The following is a 16,788-nucleotide window of genomic DNA, read 5'->3' on the forward strand; positions in this document are numbered from 1 at the left end:
ATGGAGCGGCGGCAGGACGTCGTCCTCGGCCTCGTCCTCGCCGCCCTCGGCGGGTTCGCGGGCCTCGAGGCCTCAGGCTATCGCGGCGCCTCGGGCCACTATCCCCTGGCACTCGGGATCGTGCTTGCAGCGCTTGGTCTGGCCCTGGCCGTCCGTGCGGCGGTCCGGGGCAGCCGGAAGCCGCGCCCGCTGGCCATCCACGCCCCCAGGCTGATCGGCACCAGCGCCATGGGCGCCGCCTATCTGGCACTCGTGCCGGTGCTCGGCTTCTACACCGCCTCGGCGCTCGCGGTCGCGACCATGCCCGTGGCGCTCGGCCTGCGCCGGCCGGTGCTGGTCGCGCTTGGCACCATCATCTTCACCGCAGCGGTCTGGCTGGTGTTCTCGATGGTGCTGAACAAGCCGCTGCCGCCCGAAATCTGGTTCCGCCCCGGCTGAGGTTTCCGCACCCCCATGGACATCATCCTCCAGATCCTGTCGGGCGTGTTCGCGGCCGGCCCGCTGCTCGCCATGCTCGGCGCCTCGCTGCTCGGTGTGTTCATCGGGGCGCTGCCGGGGCTGAACCCGGTCATGGCCATCGCCCTGCTGCTGCCGCTCACCTATTCCATGGACCCGCTGGTGGCACTTGGCATGGTCGCCGGCATCTATAACGGCTCCATGTATGGCGGCGCGATCCCGGCGATCCTGCTGCGCATCCCCGGCACCCCTGCCGCCATCGCCACCACCTTCGACGGCTTCCCGATGGCGGAGCGGGGCGAGGCGGCCAAGGCGCTCAAGATCGCCTGCTGGTCCTCTGCCATCGGCGGCACCGCCTCGGCGATCGCGCTGATGACGCTCGGCCCGCTGCTTGCCCGCGGCACGCTCTATTTCGGCCCGGCGGAATATTTCTGGATCGCCATGTTCGGCATGGCCTCGGTCGGCGTGATGGTCGGGCGCGACGCGCTGAAGGGCCTCATCGCCTCGGTGCTGGGGCTGCTGCTGGGAACGGTCGGGCTCGACCAGCTTTCGGGCAGCTCGCGCTTCACCTTCGATCAGCCCTGGCTGCTGGGCGGGCTGGACCTGATCGTGATCCTGGTCGGCCTCTACGCCCTGCCGCCGGTGCTGCAGCTGGCAGAGGCCGCGGATCTCAAGGGCCTGCCGGCCAGCGCGCTCCGCCTCGCCCGCGTCCGGCTCGGCCGCGCCGAGGTGCTGGCCCTGGTGCCGACCTGGATCCGCTCGTCGCTGATCGGCATCGCGGTCGGCATTCTGCCCGGCGCCGGCGGCAACATCGCCGCCTTTCTGTCCTACAACGCGGCCAAGAACCGCGCCCGCGACCCCGACCGTTTCGGCAAGGGCGCGCCCGAGGGCGTGGCGGCGGCCGAATGCGGCAACAATGCCGACAATGCCGCCTCGATGATCCCGGCGCTCACCCTGGGCATTCCGGGCAATGTGGTGGCGGCCCTGGTGCTGGGCGCGCTGCTGATCCACGGCCTGCAGCCGGGCCCGCAGCTCTTCCACCAGGCGCCGGATCTGGTCGGCGGCTTCATGGTGCAGATGCTGATCACCTCGGTGCTGATCCTGCTGGTGGGCGGCGCCGCAGCCACGCGGGTCTTCGCCCAGGTCCAGCGCCTGCCGGGGGTGATGCTGGTGCCGACCATCCTGGTGCTGATGGCGGTGGGCGTCTATGTCATCAACGGCCGGGTGGTGGATCTCTGGCTGATGTTCGGCGCAGGCCTTGCCGGCTATCTGCTGGAGAAGCTGGAGGTGCCGCTCGCCCCCATCGTGCTCGGCATGATCCTGGGCCCGATGGCGGAACAGGGGGTGCGCCGCGCCCTGCTGATCGGACGTGGCGACCCCCTGCACCTGGTGTCGAGCCCGCTGTCGATGATCATCGCCGCGGCGACCGTGGGCTTCATTCTCTGGCCGCTGCTGCGGCGCCTGAAGCCCACACGCCGCAGCGACCGTTGACGCCTCAGGGCTTCAGCTTCTCCTGACGCGACAGAAGATCACGCAGGGTCGACTGCTGGCGGTCGAGATTGCGGATCTGGTCGCGCAGGCTGCGACGCTCGTCATCCTTCTGCGCCTTCTGGAGCTTGCGCTCCAGCTCGTTGATCCGGAAGTCGTTGTTCTGGATGTCGCGCCGGGTTTCCGACACCTTCAGACCATCACGAAGCGCCCGCTCGAAGGCGGCACCCTGCGGCTGGCCGCGGCAGACATCGCTCTTCCAGGAATTGCCGTCCACGCCCTCTTCCCAGCCGCGGGCCGGGGTGCAATAGGTCTTGATGCCCTGATCCCAGCCGGCCCGCCAGGCGGCGGCATTCGGGCGCACACCCGCCTTGGCGCAGTCGCTGGTATAGCTTGCGATCGTGTCCTGATCCTCGCCGGCGGCGCCGTCGGCATAGCCGGTGCGCTGCCAGTCGGCCACGCGGCACTCATCCTCGCTCATGCTGGCGCAGGCAGACACGACCAGCGGGGCGGCCAGCAGGGCAAGCAGGATCAGGCAGCGCCTGATCAGCCTGGCGGGGGTGAAGAAAGTCCGGGCATTCATCATCGGTGCAGCGTCTTCCAGGGCATCGTCCCCCGACCGGGGCCGGTCGCGGGCGGCAGGGCCCGCAGCGCGCTTATAGCACCGCATCCGATGCCCGGCACCTGCCCGGCCGCCCGGGGGCAAACCGCTGTCAACCTGCCGTCAGGCGGCAGCGACCTGCCTGTCGACAGCGCCGGTGATCCAGCCGCCGCCCAGCACCCGGTCCCCCTGATAGAACACACAGGCCTGGCCCGGGGCCACCGCACGCTGCGGGTCGTCGAATACCACCCGGGCCGTCAGCCCGCCCGCCGCATCGGCCGTCACCGTCAGCCGGGCCGCTGCCGGCTCGACGGTCGAGCGGATCCGCGCCTGGATGCGCAGCCCCTCTGCCGGCGGCAGATCGCCCTCGCCCAGCCAGTGCACGTCATGCACCGCCACCTCGTGGTGGCCCAGAAGATGGCCCGGCCCCACGATCACCCGCCGGCGCACCGCATCCAGCCGCACCACATAAAGCGGCTCAGGGCCGCCGCGATCGAGCTTCAGCCCGCGGCGCTGGCCGATGGTGTAGCGATAGACGCCTTCATGCGCGCCCAGCACCTCGCCGGTCACCGCATGGACGATCTCGCCCGGGGCCTCGGCGGCCGGGGCGAGCTTGCGCACGGTTTCGGCATAGCGGCCAGACGGCACGAAGCAGATGTCCTGGCTGTCGGGCTTGGCGGCAACCACCAGACCGTATTCGGCGGCAAGCGCCCGCACCTTCGGCTTTTCCATGTCGCCCAGCGGGAAGCGCAGCCGGGCGAGCCGTTGCTTGGTGATCGCGAACAGGAAATAGCTCTGGTCGCGGGCCGGGTCGCGGCCGCGCAGCAGGGCCGGCCCGCCATCGGCGCCCGTGGTCAGCCGGGCGTAATGGCCGGTGACCAGCAGGTCGGCATCCAGGTCGAGGGCTGTGTCGAGCAGGTCGCGGAACTTCACCCGCTCGTTGCAGCGCACGCAGGGGATCGGCGTCTCGCCGGCCAGATAGCTCTCTGCGAAATCATCGATCACCGCAGTGCGGAAGCGCTGCTCGTAATTCAGCACGTAATGCGGGATGCCGAGCTTTTCCGCCACTGCCCGGGCATCGCGGATGTCGCGGCCGGCACAGCAGGCGCCCGCCTTTTCCACCGCCATGCCGTGATCATAAAGCTGCAGGGTGACACCGACGACGTCATAGCCCTCGGCCTTCAGCATCGCGGCCGTCACCGAGCTGTCGACGCCGCCCGACATGGCGACCACCACCCGCGTGGCGGCGGCGGGCTTGTCGAGGCCGAGGCTGTTCATCTGACGTGTCTTTCCTTGAGCCGGTATCGGACGGCAGGAGGCCGCCGCATGCCTTCAGATGTCGGTCGCGCGGGCGGCCGCGTCCAGTCCCATTTGCCAGAACGCGGCTTCCAGGCGGCCGGCAGCGGCGAAAAGTCCGGTCAGGGCTGGCAGCCGCGCCTCGGCGCCGCGCTCGCGCCAGACCCGGTCGATCTGGTCGGCGGCGGCCCGGGCGATCGCCAGATACTCGTCACCCGAATAGGCCTCGATCCAGTCGCGATACGCGTCGCCTTCGGGCAGTGCCACCGCCGCCGCCTTCAGGCGCAGCCCGATCTCGCCATAACCGACCACGCAGGGCGACAACGCCACCAGCAGGTCGAGCAGGTCGCCCTTCAGCCCGGCATCGATCACGAAGCGGGTATAGGCGATGGTCGGCAGATCCTCGGGCGTCGCCGCCATCTGCGCTTCCGTCAGCCCCCAGCCGGCGCAGGTCCGGACATGCAGCTTCATCTCGGTATCGGTCAGCCCGCGCAGGGTCTCGGCCGCGGCGCGCATGTCGTCCAGCGTCTCGGCCTTGAAGGCGGCGAGCGCATAGGCCCGTGCGAACTGGATCAGGAACAGATAGTCCTGGATCAGATAATGCCGGAAGGCCGGCCGCGGCAGGTCGCCCCGGCTCAGCCCGCGCACGAAATCATGGCCGATATAGGCCTCCCAGTCGGTGCGGGTCAGATCGCGCAGCCGGGCGATCAGCCCGTCTTCGGCGAACAGGCCATGGCCGGCCGGCAGGTCGTCGAGCATTCCGGATCTCCTCTGGGCGGTGCGGCAGGAGGCAGGGCCCGCAGACTAGCTGCGCCAGCCACGGCTGGCCAGCCCCGGACTGGACATCCCGGCCATGCGAAAACGCCGCCGGCAGAACCGGCGGCGTCCTCAAGATATCGAATGCCAGAACGCGCGGTCCCGATCAGTCGATCAGCGCGTTGTGGACTTCCGTCGGCAGCGAGACGGTCAGGCCGTCCAGCTCTTCGGTGATGATGATCTGGCAGCCGAGGCGCGAGGTCTTGGTCAGCCCCCAGGCGAGGTCGAGCATGTCCTCTTCCTCTTCCGCCGCGTCGGGCAGACGCTCGAAATCCTCGGGTGCCACGATCACATGGCAGGTGGAGCAGGCCAGCGAACCCTCGCAGGCGCCCTCGATGTCGATACTGTTGCGGTGGGCGATCTCGAGGATCGACAGGCCGACGGGCGCCTCGACTTCGCGGCGGTTGCCGTCACGCTCGATGAAGGTGATCTTGGGCATCGCGTTTCTTCTCTCGTCCCTCGTGTCCGCCGCACGGACCCGGACGGGCTCCACGCCCGCGGCGGCAAGCTCGCTCGGCTTCGTTGAACCGCATTCCATCGCCGAGGGCAAGCCCGAAACTCTCCGAGCCCGCGGGCACTTGCGCCTGCGACCATCGCCAGACTATGCCGGATCTTCCGGATATTCAACCTGTAGTGAATGATCCGTTCTCAACTCAACTTGTGCTAAGCGCCGTCCGGCAGGAAGGCGATCAGACGTGGAAGCTCTCGCCGCAGCCGCAGCGACCCTTCTCGTTCGGGTTCCGGAATACGAAACCGGCCTGAAGCTTGTCCTCTTCCCAATCCATCTCGGTGCCGATCAGGAACAGGATCGCCTTGGGATCGATCAGGATGCGGACGCCCTTCTCCTCGATCACCTCGTCATGCTTGGCGACGTCATCGGCCATTTCCATGGTATAGGCGAGCCCCGAACACCCGGCGGTCTTCACGCCCACCCGGATGCCGACCACACCCTCCTTGTCGGCCATCAGACCGCGCAGCCTGTCGGCGGCGGCATCGGTAATGCGCAGTGCCGGCATGGGCATCGGCTGGACCTCCTTGCTGTGACCTGCATGCGACGGCCGCGAACGAAACCGATACGTTCCGGACCGTCTGACCTTCGCCCCCGACGGATTCCGGGCGACGCGGCCTTTGAACTCTAACATAATCGCTCGCCCGCCGGATGAAAGAGGGCAAGATCCCCATCTCCGGCAGAGGGGCCATGCCTCATCGGCATTCCAGGCTGCATTCAGCTGCGGATCATTCCGTCCGCCCGCCAGCATCACCGCACCAATACCGGCCGACGCGGCAGTTCTGCCGCGCAACGGCCGGCACGACCGGGACCGAAGCCACATGACCGACCGACGCCACCCGATCCGCAGGCCACTTCGTGCCCGTCCCGCCGCCGCGGCCATTCCCGTCCTGGCAGCCGCGCTTCTGACCATGCTGCCGGTGCCGGGCATCGGAGCGGCCTTTGCCCAGGGCGCTCCGCAGGGCATGCCGGTCGAAGCAGCCAAGGCCCGGCTGGAACCGTTCGCCGAGACCATCACCGTCGCCGGCGGGCTGGAGGCGGTACAGGCGATCGACGTCGCCTCGGAAATCACCGGCCGGCTGTCGGCGATCGAGGTGGCCGATGGTGCCAGGGTGAAGGCCGGCCAGGTGCTGTTCCGCCTGGACGACGCCATCGCCCGCACCGTGCTGGCCGAGGCCCAGGCCTCGATCGAGGTCAACCGCCGCAATGCCGAACGCGCCCGCGACCTTGCCCGCCGCGGCGCCGGCACGGCCCGTGCCAGTGACGAAGCCGAGGCTGAGCTGCTGATCACGCAGGCCCAGGTGCAATCGGCAAAGGTGCAGCTGGAAAAGACCGTGATCACGGCCCCCTTCGACGGCATCGCCGGTTTCCGTCAGGTCGATCTGGGCGCCTATGTCTCGCCCGGCCAGACCCTGACCACGCTGGACGACATCGACCCGATCCGGGCGGTGTTCCGCCTGCCCGAACGTTTCGCGGGCTCGGTCCATCCCGGGACGGCGGTGACGGTGGAGGTGGAGGCCTTCCCCGGCGAGCGCTTCCCCGCCCGGGTGGCGGCAATCGACCCCAGGCTCGACCCGGGCGGCCGCAGCCTGGCGGTGCGCGCCGAGATCGACAATGCCGACGGCCGGCTCAAACCCGGCATGTTCGCGCGCATCACCGCGGTGCTGAACGAAATCGGCGATGCGCTGATCATTCCCGAACAGGCCATCGTGCCCGGCCGTGACGGGCCTTTCGTCTACAAGATCGTCGACGGCAAGGCGACGCCGCAGCCGGTCACCATCGGTGCGCGGCGCGTGGGCGAAGTGGGGGTGACCAAGGGTCTCGCCGATGGCGACCTGATCATCACCGCGGGTCAGATCAAGATCGGCCCGGGCATGCCGGTGATGCCGCTGCCGACCGGCGCCGATCCTTTCGCCGAGCCCGCCCCCGGTGCCGGCGCCTCCGGATCGGATGCCGCCGCCCCGGCTGCCGCTGCCCCGGCGTCCGGCGGCTGATCGCGGAGAGGACAGAGCCTTATGAAACTCTCCGATATCTGCATCCAGCGACCGGTCTTCGCGACCGTGCTGAGCTTCGTGGTCCTGCTGCTGGGCCTGGTCGCCTATGACCGGCTGTCGGTCCGCGAATATCCCAACATCGACCCGCCGGTCGTGAATGTCGAGACCACCTATCCGGGCGCCAGCGCCCAGATCATGGAAAGCCAGATCACCCAGATCCTGGAAGACAGCCTGTCGGGCATCGAGGGGATCGACTACATCACCTCGATCAGCCGCCAGCAGCAGAGCCAGATCACCCTGCGCTTCAAGCTGGACCGCGATCCGAGCGATGCGGCCGCCGATGTCCGCGACCGCGTGGCGCGCGTCCGCGGCCAGCTGCCCGACGAAATCGACGAGCCGATCATCGAGAAGGTCGAGGCCGACGCCCAGCCGATCATCTATCTCGCCTTCTCGTCCGACCGGCATTCGCCGCTGGAGCTGTCGGACTATGCCGACCGCTACGTCAAGGACCAGCTCCAGATCCTGACCGGCGTGTCTCAGGTGATGATCTTCGGTGAGCGGCGCTATTCGATGCGCATCGCGCTCGACCCGATCCGCGTCGCCGGCTACGGACTGACGATCCAGGAGATCGAGGCGGCGCTGGCCGCCCAGAATGTCGAAATCCCGGCCGGCACGATCGAAAGCGCCGAGCGCGAATTCACCGTGCTCTCGGAAACCGATCTGCAGCGCCCCGAACAGTTCAACGCCATCGTGCTCGCCGAGCGCGACGGCCATCAGATCCACCTCTCCGATGTCGGCCAGGCCTTCATCGGTGCCGAGGCGGAAGACAGCGCCGCCCGCTTCAACGGCAAGCCCGCCGTGGCGATGGGTGTGGTCAAACAGGCGACCGCCAACCCGCTCGACGTCTCGGCGGCGGTACGCACGCGCATCCCCGAGATCATCGAGAACCTGCCCGAGGGCATGCGGGTCGACGTCGCCTATGACAGCTCGGTCTTCATTCAGGAATCGATCAACAATGTCTACGACACCATCATCGAGGCGGTGGTGCTGGTCATCCTGATCATCTTCCTGTTCCTGCGCTCGCTGCGCGCGACGCTGGTGCCGCTGGTGACCATTCCGGTCTCGCTGATCGGCGCCTTCTTCATGATGTATCTGCTGGGCTTCACCATCAACACGCTGACCCTGCTGTCGCTGGTGCTCGCCATCGGCCTGGTGGTCGACGACGCGATCGTGATGCTGGAGAACATCTTCCGCCATATCGAGGCGGGCATGTCGCCGATGCGCGCGGCCTTCAAGGGCAGCCGCGAGATCGCCTTCGCAGTCATCGCAATGACCATCACGCTTGCCGCTGTCTACATGCCGATCGCCTTCCAGACCGGCACCACCGGCCGGCTGTTCACCGAATTCGCCCTCACCCTGGCCGGCGCCGTGCTGATCTCGGGCTTCGTGGCGCTGACGCTGACGCCGATGATGTGCGGCGTGCTGCTGAAGCACCAGACCAGCCACGGCCTGTTCTACCGGATCATCGAGGGTTTCCTGAACGGCCTGACCCGCGGCTATCGGGCAACGCTCAAGGGCGCGCTCAAGGTCCGGCCGCTGATCCTGCTGATCGGTCTGGGCGTTGCGAGCGGCAGCTTCTTCCTGCTCAAGGCCCTGCCGGAAGAGCTGGCCCCCTACGAGGATCAGGGTTTCCTGATCGGCTTCCTGATCGGCCCCGAGGGCGCGACGCTCGACTATACCGAGCGCTATGCCCGCGGGCTGGAGGGCATCTATGCCGGCATCCCCGAGGCCGAGACCTATTTCGTGGTTGCCGGCTTCCCGCTGAAATCGCAGGGCATCAGCTTCGTGAAGCTCAAGAACTGGGCGGATCGCGAACGCAGCGCCTCCGAGATTGCAGCCTCGGTGATGCCCTCGATGTTCGGTGGCCTTCCGGGTGTGATGGCCTTCCCGATCCCGCCCGCCCCGCTCGGCCAGGAAATCGGCGAAAAGCCGGTGCAGTTCGTGGTCCAGTCCTCGCTGCCCTATGAACAGCTGGGCGCGCTGGTCGACAAGATCGTCGCGCGGGCGATGCAGAACCCCGGGCTGCAGAATGTCGAAACCGACCTCAAGCTCAACCGGCCGCAGCTGACCGTCTCGGTCGACCGGGCCAAGGCCGCCGATCTCGGCATCGGCGTCGACGTGATCGGCCGGACGCTGGAAACCGCCCTCGGCGGGCGTCAGGTCACCCGCTTCAAGCTGCATGGCGACCAGTATGACGTGATCATCCGCCTGGATGATCGCTACCGGGCGACGCCGTCGGATCTGAGCGCGATCTATGTCCGCTCGGCCACCGGCGACATGGTCCAGCTCTCGAACCTGGTCAAGGTGACCGAGACCGTGGCGCCGCAGGGGCTGAACCACTTCAACCAGCTGCGCTCGGTCACGGTCGATGCCAATCTGGCGCCGGGCTATGCGCTGGGTGACGCCCTCACCTTCCTCGACCAGGTCGCGCGGGAGGAACTGGGCGGTCAGGCGACCACCGACCTGTCGGGCCAGAGCCGCGAATTCCGCGACAGCGCCTCCAGCCTGGTGATGACCTTCGTGCTGGCGCTCGGCTTCATCTTCCTGGTGCTTGCCGCCCAGTTCGAAAGCTGGCGCGACCCGTTCATCATCATGCTGACCGTGCCGCTCTCGATCACCGGCGGCCTTCTGGCGCTGTACCTCTCGGGCGGCACCTTCAACATCTACAGCCAGGTCGGCGTGGTCACCCTGATCGGCCTGATCACCAAGCACGGTATCCTGATCGTCGAATTCTCGAACCAGATCCGGCGCGAGGGCCTGTCGCGCAGCGATGCGGTGGTCGAGGCGGCGGTGCAGCGCCTGCGCCCGATCCTGATGACCACCGGTGCGATGGTGCTGGGCACGGTGCCGCTGGCACTCGCCACTGGCGCCGGCGCCGAAAGCCGCCAGGATATCGGCTGGGTGATCGTCGGCGGCCTGCTGGTCGGCACCTTCTTCACCCTGTTCGTGATCCCGACGGTCTATACCTATATCAGCCGCCGCGACATGAAGCCGATCGTCGAGGCGCCGAGCGATGCCGAACTCGCCGCCGAGGGAGCCCAGGGCCATGTTGCCCACTGACGATCCGGCCCCCATTGGCCAGCCCGACGGTGGCCCCGGGGTCGACCTTCTGGTCATGACCCTTGATGCCACCGATCCGGAGGTCGCCGCCCGACTCGCCCCGCTTCTCGACGACGAGGAGCGGGCGCGGGCCGCGCGCTTTCATTTCGACCGCGACCGCCGGACCTATATCGCCGCCCATGCCCTGGTCCGCTCGGTGCTGGCGGTGCGGACCGGTATCGCCCCGGCCCGGCTCCGCTTCACCGCCGGTGCCCGCGGCAAGCCCGAACTGGCGGCCGGGCAGATGCCCGTTCTGGCCGACGGCCGGCCGGCGCTGCGCTTCAACCTGTCGCACACCCGCGAGGCGGTGGCGGTGGCGGTCACCACCGATCCGGCCTGCGCTGCCACCGATCTCGGCGTCGATGTCGAGGCCGCCGACCGGCTGGGCGATTACGATGCCCGCATTGCCCGTAGCTTCTTCGCGGAAGATGAGGCGGCAGCACTCGAAGCCCTGCCCACGGCGGCAGACCGTGCCCGCCGCTTCCTCACCCTCTGGACGCTCAAGGAAGCGGTGATCAAGACCACAGGCCAGGGGCTGTCGCAGAAACTCTCGGGCTTCAGCATCCGCTTTCCCGCCGGCTGGCCGGCCGAGGGGCTGCTGCCCGATATCGAAGCCCGCGATCCCGCCCCGCCCATGGGCCTCACCTGGCATCTGAGCCATCGGGAACTGCCGCCTGCAGACGGGCGCGGGGGCCTGCATCTGGCGGGCGCCCTGCTCGCGCCCGTCAGGCAGCCCCGGCCCCGCTGGCGGCTGCACCGGGTGACAGCGGCGATGCTGCCCCGGCTTCATCTGCAAGCCGCCGGCTGAAAGCGCGCAGGATCATGCTGCGGGCGATCTCTTCGGGATCGGTCACCACCTCCAAATGGCCCTGTGCCGCCAGATAGGCGGCCTGATCGTCATCCTCGGCCCGGGCGACCACGATCAGCCCGGGATTGGCCGCCAGCGCCTGGCCGACCACCTGGCCGGCCTCGAAACTGCGCGAGATCATCACGAACATCATCCGCGCCCCCGCCAGATTGGCGGCCTTCAGAATGTCGGGCGCCGCGGCATTGCCCTGGACGCATTCGATGCCGCGCTTCGCCAGATCGGCGGTGCGGCCGGGCAGATCCTCGATCACCAGAAACGGCAGATCGCGCGCTTCGAGTTCGGCACAGATCCGCCGGCCGACCTGGCCATAGCCCACCACCACCGCATGATCGGCCAGCGTCGTCGGCACCGGCGGCAGGTCGGGCGCATCTTCGGGCCGGGCCGGCGGCAGCATCGGTTCGGTCCGCGCGCGCCAGATGTCGATCGCCCGGAAGAGCAGCGGGTTGATCAGGATCGACAGGATGGCCCCCGCCAGAATGAAATCCTGCCCCTCGGCCGGCATCAGCCCCTGGGACACGCCCAGCGCCGCCAGGATGAACGAGAACTCGCCGATCTGGGCAAGGCTGGCCGAAATGGTCAGCGCCGTACCCCGGCCATGGCCGAAGGCCCGCACGATGCCATAGGCGGCCAGCGACTTGCCCAGGACGATGATGACCAGCGTCGCCGCCACCGGCAGGGGGTCCTCGATCAGGATCGCCGGATCGAACAGCATGCCGACCGAGACGAAGAACAGCACCGCGAAGGCATCGCGCAGCGGCAGCGATTCCTCCGCCGCCCGATGGGACAGGGTCGATTCGCTCAGCACCAGCCCGGCAAAGAAGGCGCCGAGGGCAAAGGAGGCCCCGAAAATCTCCGAGGCGGCGAAGGCGACCCCCAGGGCCAGGGCCAGGACGCACAGCCGGAACAGCTCGCGTGAGCCCATATGCGCCACCTGGTGCAGCACCCAGGGCACAACGCGCCGGCCGATCAGCAGCATCACGGCCACGAAGACCACCACCTTACCCAGCGTGATCGCCACCGTGGCCGCGATCTCCGGGAGCGACGGCGCGCCGCGGCCCTCGGCGGTCATCAGGGCACCGAAGGCCGGCACCAGCACCAGGGCCAGCACCATCGCCAGATCCTCGACGATCAGCCAGCCCACGGCGATCCGGCCGCGTTCGGTCTCGATCAGCCGGCGCTCCTGAAGCGCCCGCAGCAGCACCACGGTGCTTGCCACCGACAATGCGAGGCCGAAGACCAGACCGGCCGTGATCGTCCAGCCGAGCGTCAGCGCCATCCCCAGCCCGAGCAGCGTCGCCAGCCCCATCTGGGCAACGGCACCGGGCAGAGAGATCCGCCGCACCGACATCAGATCCTTGACCGAGAAGTGCAGCCCCACCCCGAACATCAGCAGGATCACCCCAAGTTCGGCCAGTTGCGGCACCAGCTTCTGATCGGCGACATAGCCCGGCGTCGCCGGCCCGATCGCCACGCCGGCCAGCAGATAGCCGACCAGCGGCGAAATCTTCAGCCGCTGGGCGATCGCCCCCAGCACGAAGGCGAGGCCCAGACCGGCGACGATGGTGGTGACGAGGGGCAGGTCGTGATGCATGCGCGGCCGGGTCTCCGGAAAAGCTGAGCGGAAGAATGAGGGGCAGGCGAAATCGGGCCGTGAAACACCAGACGCAGACATGCGTCATCGGCCACGAAGGTTGAAGGAAGGGATCAGGGTGACGGGGAGCCGCGGATGAAAGCCGCTCATCCCGGTATATGGCGCAGCCCTTGACGGTTCAAGAACCTCACCCGATTTTTGCGGAGAGTCTGCCCCGTCCACGAAGGCCGCCCCCGTATGCCCCAGCCCCTCCCGCATGGCCCGCACGCTGCCGGCCGGCAGCGCCTGCTGCCGATGCTGCTGGCGCTGCTCGCCCTGTTGTGGACGGCGGGCGCGGTGGCGGGTGCGGTGCCGCAGCTGCCGGCCCCGCGGGATGCCGCCGGCCAGCCCGGCACGATCGGTACCGCCACGGGGTCCGGCACACCCTTCATCCTGCCGCGCGATGCCGGGCCGGTGCTTCTGGCCGATCACGGCCGCCAGCCCATGGGCTTGCCCGCCGCGGGCGGATCGGCCCTTCCCCCACCGGCCGTCCCCATCCCCGGCCACCGCCTCGCCCCCCGGCGCCGGCACCTTGTGGCAGAACCGCAGGATCGGATACGGCCCCGCCGCTTCACCCGCCCCGCCGTCCGCGCCCCGCCTGCGGGCCGGGGCCGCATCGCTGCCGTCTGACCGGCCGCCGCGGCCCGCATATCACCGACATCTCCACATCATCGAGACATCCCGTCCCTCCGGATCTGGCGGATGCCGGCGCCACTGCGCGCGGCCGCCCCGGTGCGGCCGTGCGGGCCCCTATGGAGACCGGTTGAATGCGCACATCGCGCTGGCTGATCCTGACCTATGCCCTGATCATTCTGGCGGGGCTGTCCGCAGCCCTGCCCAACCTGCTTAACCCCGACCAGAGGGCAGCACTGCCCGGCTGGCTGCCGTCGAAAGCCGTCACCCTCGGCCTCGATCTCCGCGGCGGGTCGCAGCTGGTGCTGGAGGTCGACGCCTCCGCCCTGCTCAACGATCCCAGGCTGACCGAGGCGGAGCGCGCCGAACGGCTGAATGCCGCCCTGACCCAGAGCCTCGAAATCGTCCGCACGCGCATCGACCAGATCGGCGTCGCCGAACCCTCGGTCCAACGGGTCGGCGACGACCGGATCATGGTCCAACTGCCCGGCGTGCAGGATCCGGCCCGGATCCGCACCCTGCTCGGCAGCACGGCGAAACTCGGCTTCCATATGCTGGCCGATCCGCCGGCCGCCGGAACCCGCCCGGCACCCGGCGCGCTGTTGCTGCCCATGCAGGACGAACGCGACGGCAGCGGCGCACCGCGAAAGCTGGCGGTTCAGGCGCAGCCCGCGCTCGACGGTGACCGGCTGGCCGATGCCCATGCCGGCTTCGATCCACGCAGTGGCGAGCCGGTGGTCAATTTCCGCTTCGACGAGGCCGGCGCCCGGCGCTTCGCCGAGATCACGACGCAGAATGTCGGCCGCCCCTTCGCCATCGTGCTCGACGGCCGGATCCTGAGCGCCCCGGTGATCCGCGAGCCGATCACCGGCGGCGCGGGCCAGATCAGCGGCCGGTTCTCGGTGGCCGAGGCGGGCGTGCTCTCGGCCCTGCTCCGCGCCGGCGCCCTGCCCGCCCCGCTCAAGGTGATCGAGGAACGCAGCGTCGGCCCCGATCTGGGCGGAGACGCGATCCGTGCCGGCATCATTGCCGGCCTGGCCGGCTTCGCGCTGGTCTGCGGCTTCATGGTGGTGCTCTATCGTGGTTGGGGGATGATCGCGAACCTGGCCCTGCTGCTCAACGTCGCCCTGACCCTGGGTGCGCTCTCGGCACTCGGCGCCACCCTCACCCTGCCGGGAATTGCCGGCATCATCCTGGGCCTCGGGCTTGCGGTCGACGCCAATGTGCTGATCAACGAGCGCATCCGCGAGGAAACCCGCCGCGGCCGCAATGCCCGGGCCGCCCTCGATGCCGGGTTCAAACGGGCCTATGCGACCATCGTCGATTCCAACGTCACCAGCCTGATCGCCACCCTGCTGCTGTTCCAGTTCGGCAGCGGCCCGGTGCGCGGTTTCGCCGTCACCATGGCGCTCGGCATCCTCATCTCGATGTTCACCGCGGTCACCGTGGTCAGGATCGTCATGACCTGGGTCCTGGACCGGCGCGGCGCGCTCCGCTCATCCACGGCCAGGCTGGAAATCGAACCGCTGATCCGGCTGATGCCGAAAGGCGACACCCGGATCCGCTTCATGCGCGCCCGCTTTGCTGGCATCGCGGTCTCGGCCGTGCTGTCGCTCGCCTCGATCGGGCTGTTCCTCTCGCCCGGGCTCAATTACGGGGTAGACTTCAAGGGCGGCATCCAGATCGAGGCCGCGACCCATGCCGATCCGGGCCGCCTGCGCGAGCGGCTGGACGGGCTGGGGTTGGGAGAGATTACCCTCCAGCAGACCGGCAGCGACGGCGTCCTGGTCCGGGTGGCGCGTCAGCCCGGCGATGATGCCGCTCAGACCACAGCAGTCGAAACGCTCAAAACGGCGATCCGGGATGTCGACCCCGCCGCCGGCATCGAGCGGGTCGATGTGGTGGGGGCCAAAGTCAGCGGCGAGCTTGCCACCGCCGGCGTGCTGGCGGTGGTGCTCGCCGGCCTCGCCATGATGGTCTACATCTGGTGGCGCTTCGAATGGCCCTTTGCGGTGGGGGCCATCGCGACGCTGGTGCTCGACATCACCAAAACGATCGGCTTCTTCGCCCTTACCGGCATCGATTTCAACCTCACCGCCATCGCCGCCCTGCTGACCCTGATCGGCTATTCGGTCAACGACAAGGTCGTGGTCTACGACCGGATGCGCGAGAACCTGCGCCTGCACCGCACGCTGTCGCTGCGCGAGATGATCGATCTTTCGATCAATCAGACGCTGACCCGCAGCCTTTACACCTCGGCGACCGCCTTTCTCGCCATGCTGCCGCTGGCGATCTGGGGCGGCAGCGCGGTGGAGAGTTTTGCCGTGCCGATGGTGTTCGGCATCGTGGTCGCGGCATCGTCCTCGGTGTTCATCGCAGCTCCCATCCTGCTGTTCCTGGGCGAACCGATGCGCCGGCGCAGCCGGTCGGCCCTGACCGCGGAGGAGGCAGCGACCGCAACCACCGGATGACAGGTCATCCCTCCTGAGGTATAGCGGTCGCATCCGGCCCGGATGCGGCCGCCCATGCCGACGACACCGAAGGAGGGGTTTCATGCAGCCCACCGCCTCGCGCTGGGTCCAGCCCGGCCAGGATCGATGGCTCACCGGTCCCGCCGGCCGAAGCGCCGCGCCCTGGCGGCTGCTCTGCATCCCCCATGCCGGCGGCGGCGCCAGCGCCTTCCGCCCCTGGGAGGCGTTCACCGGCCCGGATGTCGAGCTTCTGGTCGCCCAGCTGCCGGGCCGCGAAAGCCGTTTTCCCGAACCGGCGCTCGACCGGGTGGCACCGGTGGTCGACGGGCTGGCCACCGCCCTCGGCCGTCTTGCGCCCAAACCGACCCTGATCTTCGGCCACAGCATGGGTGCGATGATCGGCTATGAACTGGCCGCCCGGCTGGTGGGTGAGGCCTCGCCCCATGCACCGCGCACGCTGATCGTCTCGGGCCGCACCGCCCCCGGCTCATCCAGCACCTTGGGCGATCTGCTCGGGCTGGACGATGCCGGCTTCGCAGATGCACTTGCCGCCCGCTATGACGGTATCCCCGCCGCCCTGCTCGCCGATCGCGAATTGATGGCCGTGTTCCTGCCGACCCTCAGGGCCGATTTCCGGATGGTCGCGGAATATCGCCCGGATCCTGCCGCCTGCCCGCGCCTGCCCTGCCCGATCCTGGCGCTGGGTGGCGCCGACGACATTCATGCCGCCCCCGAACGGCTGACCGCCTGGCAGGATTTCACCACCGCCGGCTTCATGCGCGAGATCTTTCCGGGCGGGCATTTCTACCTGGCGGCCGATCCTGCCTGGGTGGTTGCGCGCGTGCTGGCCGCGCGCAGCATGGTCTGA

The 16,788-nt window shown here is 68.8% G+C and carries 14 protein-coding genes; 8 read left to right on the top strand and 6 right to left on the bottom strand.

Annotation, left to right across the window (positions count from 1 at the left end; genetic code table 11):
- Both TMO_RS26715 and TMO_RS26720 read left to right on the top strand, forming a co-directional pair.
- The gene (locus TMO_RS26715) at positions 1–438 is read left to right on the top strand and encodes a tripartite tricarboxylate transporter TctB family protein (RefSeq protein WP_014748182.1); all 438 of its coding nucleotides are present in this window, start codon (positions 1–3) and stop codon (positions 436–438) included.
- Between the two features lie 15 nt (positions 439–453).
- Entirely contained in the window at positions 454–1,947 is a 1,494-nt protein-coding gene (locus TMO_RS26720; RefSeq protein ID WP_014748183.1) for a tripartite tricarboxylate transporter permease, read from the top strand.
- Between the two features lie 4 nt (positions 1,948–1,951).
- Here the strand turns inward: TMO_RS26720 and TMO_RS30040 are convergent, their stop codons facing one another.
- From TMO_RS30040 to TMO_RS26745, 5 genes are all read right to left on the bottom strand, one after another.
- Positions 1,952–2,530: a DUF2799 domain-containing protein gene (locus TMO_RS30040; protein ID WP_014748184.1), complete on the bottom strand. Its 579-nt coding sequence runs from the start codon at positions 2,528–2,530 to the stop codon at positions 1,952–1,954.
- A 138-nt stretch (positions 2,531–2,668) separates the two neighbouring features.
- A complete protein-coding gene (gene mnmA / locus TMO_RS26730; protein WP_014748185.1) occupies positions 2,669–3,823 on the bottom strand; it encodes a tRNA 2-thiouridine(34) synthase MnmA in 1,155 nt (384 codons plus the stop codon).
- A gap of 54 nt (positions 3,824–3,877) precedes the next feature.
- Positions 3,878–4,600, bottom strand: coding sequence for a thiaminase II (tenA, locus tag TMO_RS26735; RefSeq protein WP_014748186.1), 723 nt, complete (start codon positions 4,598–4,600; stop codon positions 3,878–3,880).
- A gap of 163 nt (positions 4,601–4,763) precedes the next feature.
- Positions 4,764–5,096 (bottom strand): ferredoxin family 2Fe-2S iron-sulfur cluster binding protein, encoded by a 333-nt coding sequence (locus TMO_RS26740; protein ID WP_014748187.1) that lies wholly within the window; start codon positions 5,094–5,096, stop codon positions 4,764–4,766.
- Between the two features lie 250 nt (positions 5,097–5,346).
- Complete coding sequence (locus tag TMO_RS26745) at positions 5,347–5,679, bottom strand: HesB/IscA family protein (protein ID WP_014748188.1); 333 nt, start codon at positions 5,677–5,679, stop codon at positions 5,347–5,349.
- 307 nt (positions 5,680–5,986) lie between these two features.
- On the opposite strand from TMO_RS26745, the gene TMO_RS26750 reads away from it, so the two are divergent.
- Genes TMO_RS26750 through TMO_RS30045 form a run of 3 tightly spaced genes read left to right on the top strand, consistent with a single transcriptional unit; the run spans position 5,987 to position 11,126 of the window.
- On the top strand, positions 5,987–7,159 hold the full coding sequence (locus TMO_RS26750) for an efflux RND transporter periplasmic adaptor subunit (protein ID WP_014748189.1): 1,173 nt from the start codon (positions 5,987–5,989) through the stop codon (positions 7,157–7,159).
- A gap of 21 nt (positions 7,160–7,180) precedes the next feature.
- Positions 7,181–10,279 (top strand): efflux RND transporter permease subunit, encoded by a 3,099-nt coding sequence (locus tag TMO_RS26755; RefSeq protein WP_014748190.1) that lies wholly within the window; start codon positions 7,181–7,183, stop codon positions 10,277–10,279.
- The gene (locus tag TMO_RS30045) at positions 10,266–11,126 is read left to right on the top strand and encodes a 4'-phosphopantetheinyl transferase family protein (protein WP_051045633.1); all 861 of its coding nucleotides are present in this window, start codon (positions 10,266–10,268) and stop codon (positions 11,124–11,126) included. The genes TMO_RS26755 and TMO_RS30045 overlap by 14 nt, the downstream gene beginning before the upstream one ends.
- On the opposite strand, the gene ybaL is transcribed toward TMO_RS30045, so the two are convergent.
- Positions 11,044–12,777, bottom strand: coding sequence for a YbaL family putative K(+) efflux transporter (ybaL, locus tag TMO_RS26765; RefSeq protein ID WP_014748191.1), 1,734 nt, complete (start codon positions 12,775–12,777; stop codon positions 11,044–11,046). The two genes, TMO_RS30045 and ybaL, sit on opposite strands and share 83 nt — an antisense overlap.
- Positions 12,778–13,014: 237 nt before the next feature.
- Between ybaL and TMO_RS26770 the strand changes: the two genes are divergently transcribed.
- The 3 genes from TMO_RS26770 (at position 13,015) to TMO_RS26780 (ending at position 16,788) form a co-directional block, all read left to right on the top strand.
- Positions 13,015–13,446 carry a hypothetical protein gene (locus tag TMO_RS26770; protein WP_014748192.1) on the top strand — a complete coding sequence of 144 codons (432 nt, stop codon included), beginning with the start codon at positions 13,015–13,017 and terminating at the stop codon, positions 13,444–13,446.
- 137 nt (positions 13,447–13,583) lie between these two features.
- Positions 13,584–15,920, top strand: a complete 2,337-nt coding sequence (secD, locus tag TMO_RS26775) for a protein translocase subunit SecD (protein ID WP_014748193.1) — start codon at positions 13,584–13,586, stop codon at positions 15,918–15,920.
- A gap of 82 nt (positions 15,921–16,002) precedes the next feature.
- Complete coding sequence (locus tag TMO_RS26780) at positions 16,003–16,788, top strand: thioesterase II family protein (RefSeq protein ID WP_014748194.1); 786 nt, start codon at positions 16,003–16,005, stop codon at positions 16,786–16,788.

It is taken from the genome of Tistrella mobilis KA081020-065 (assembly GCF_000264455.2).
GTDB lineage: Bacteria > Pseudomonadota > Alphaproteobacteria > Tistrellales > Tistrellaceae > Tistrella > Tistrella mobilis.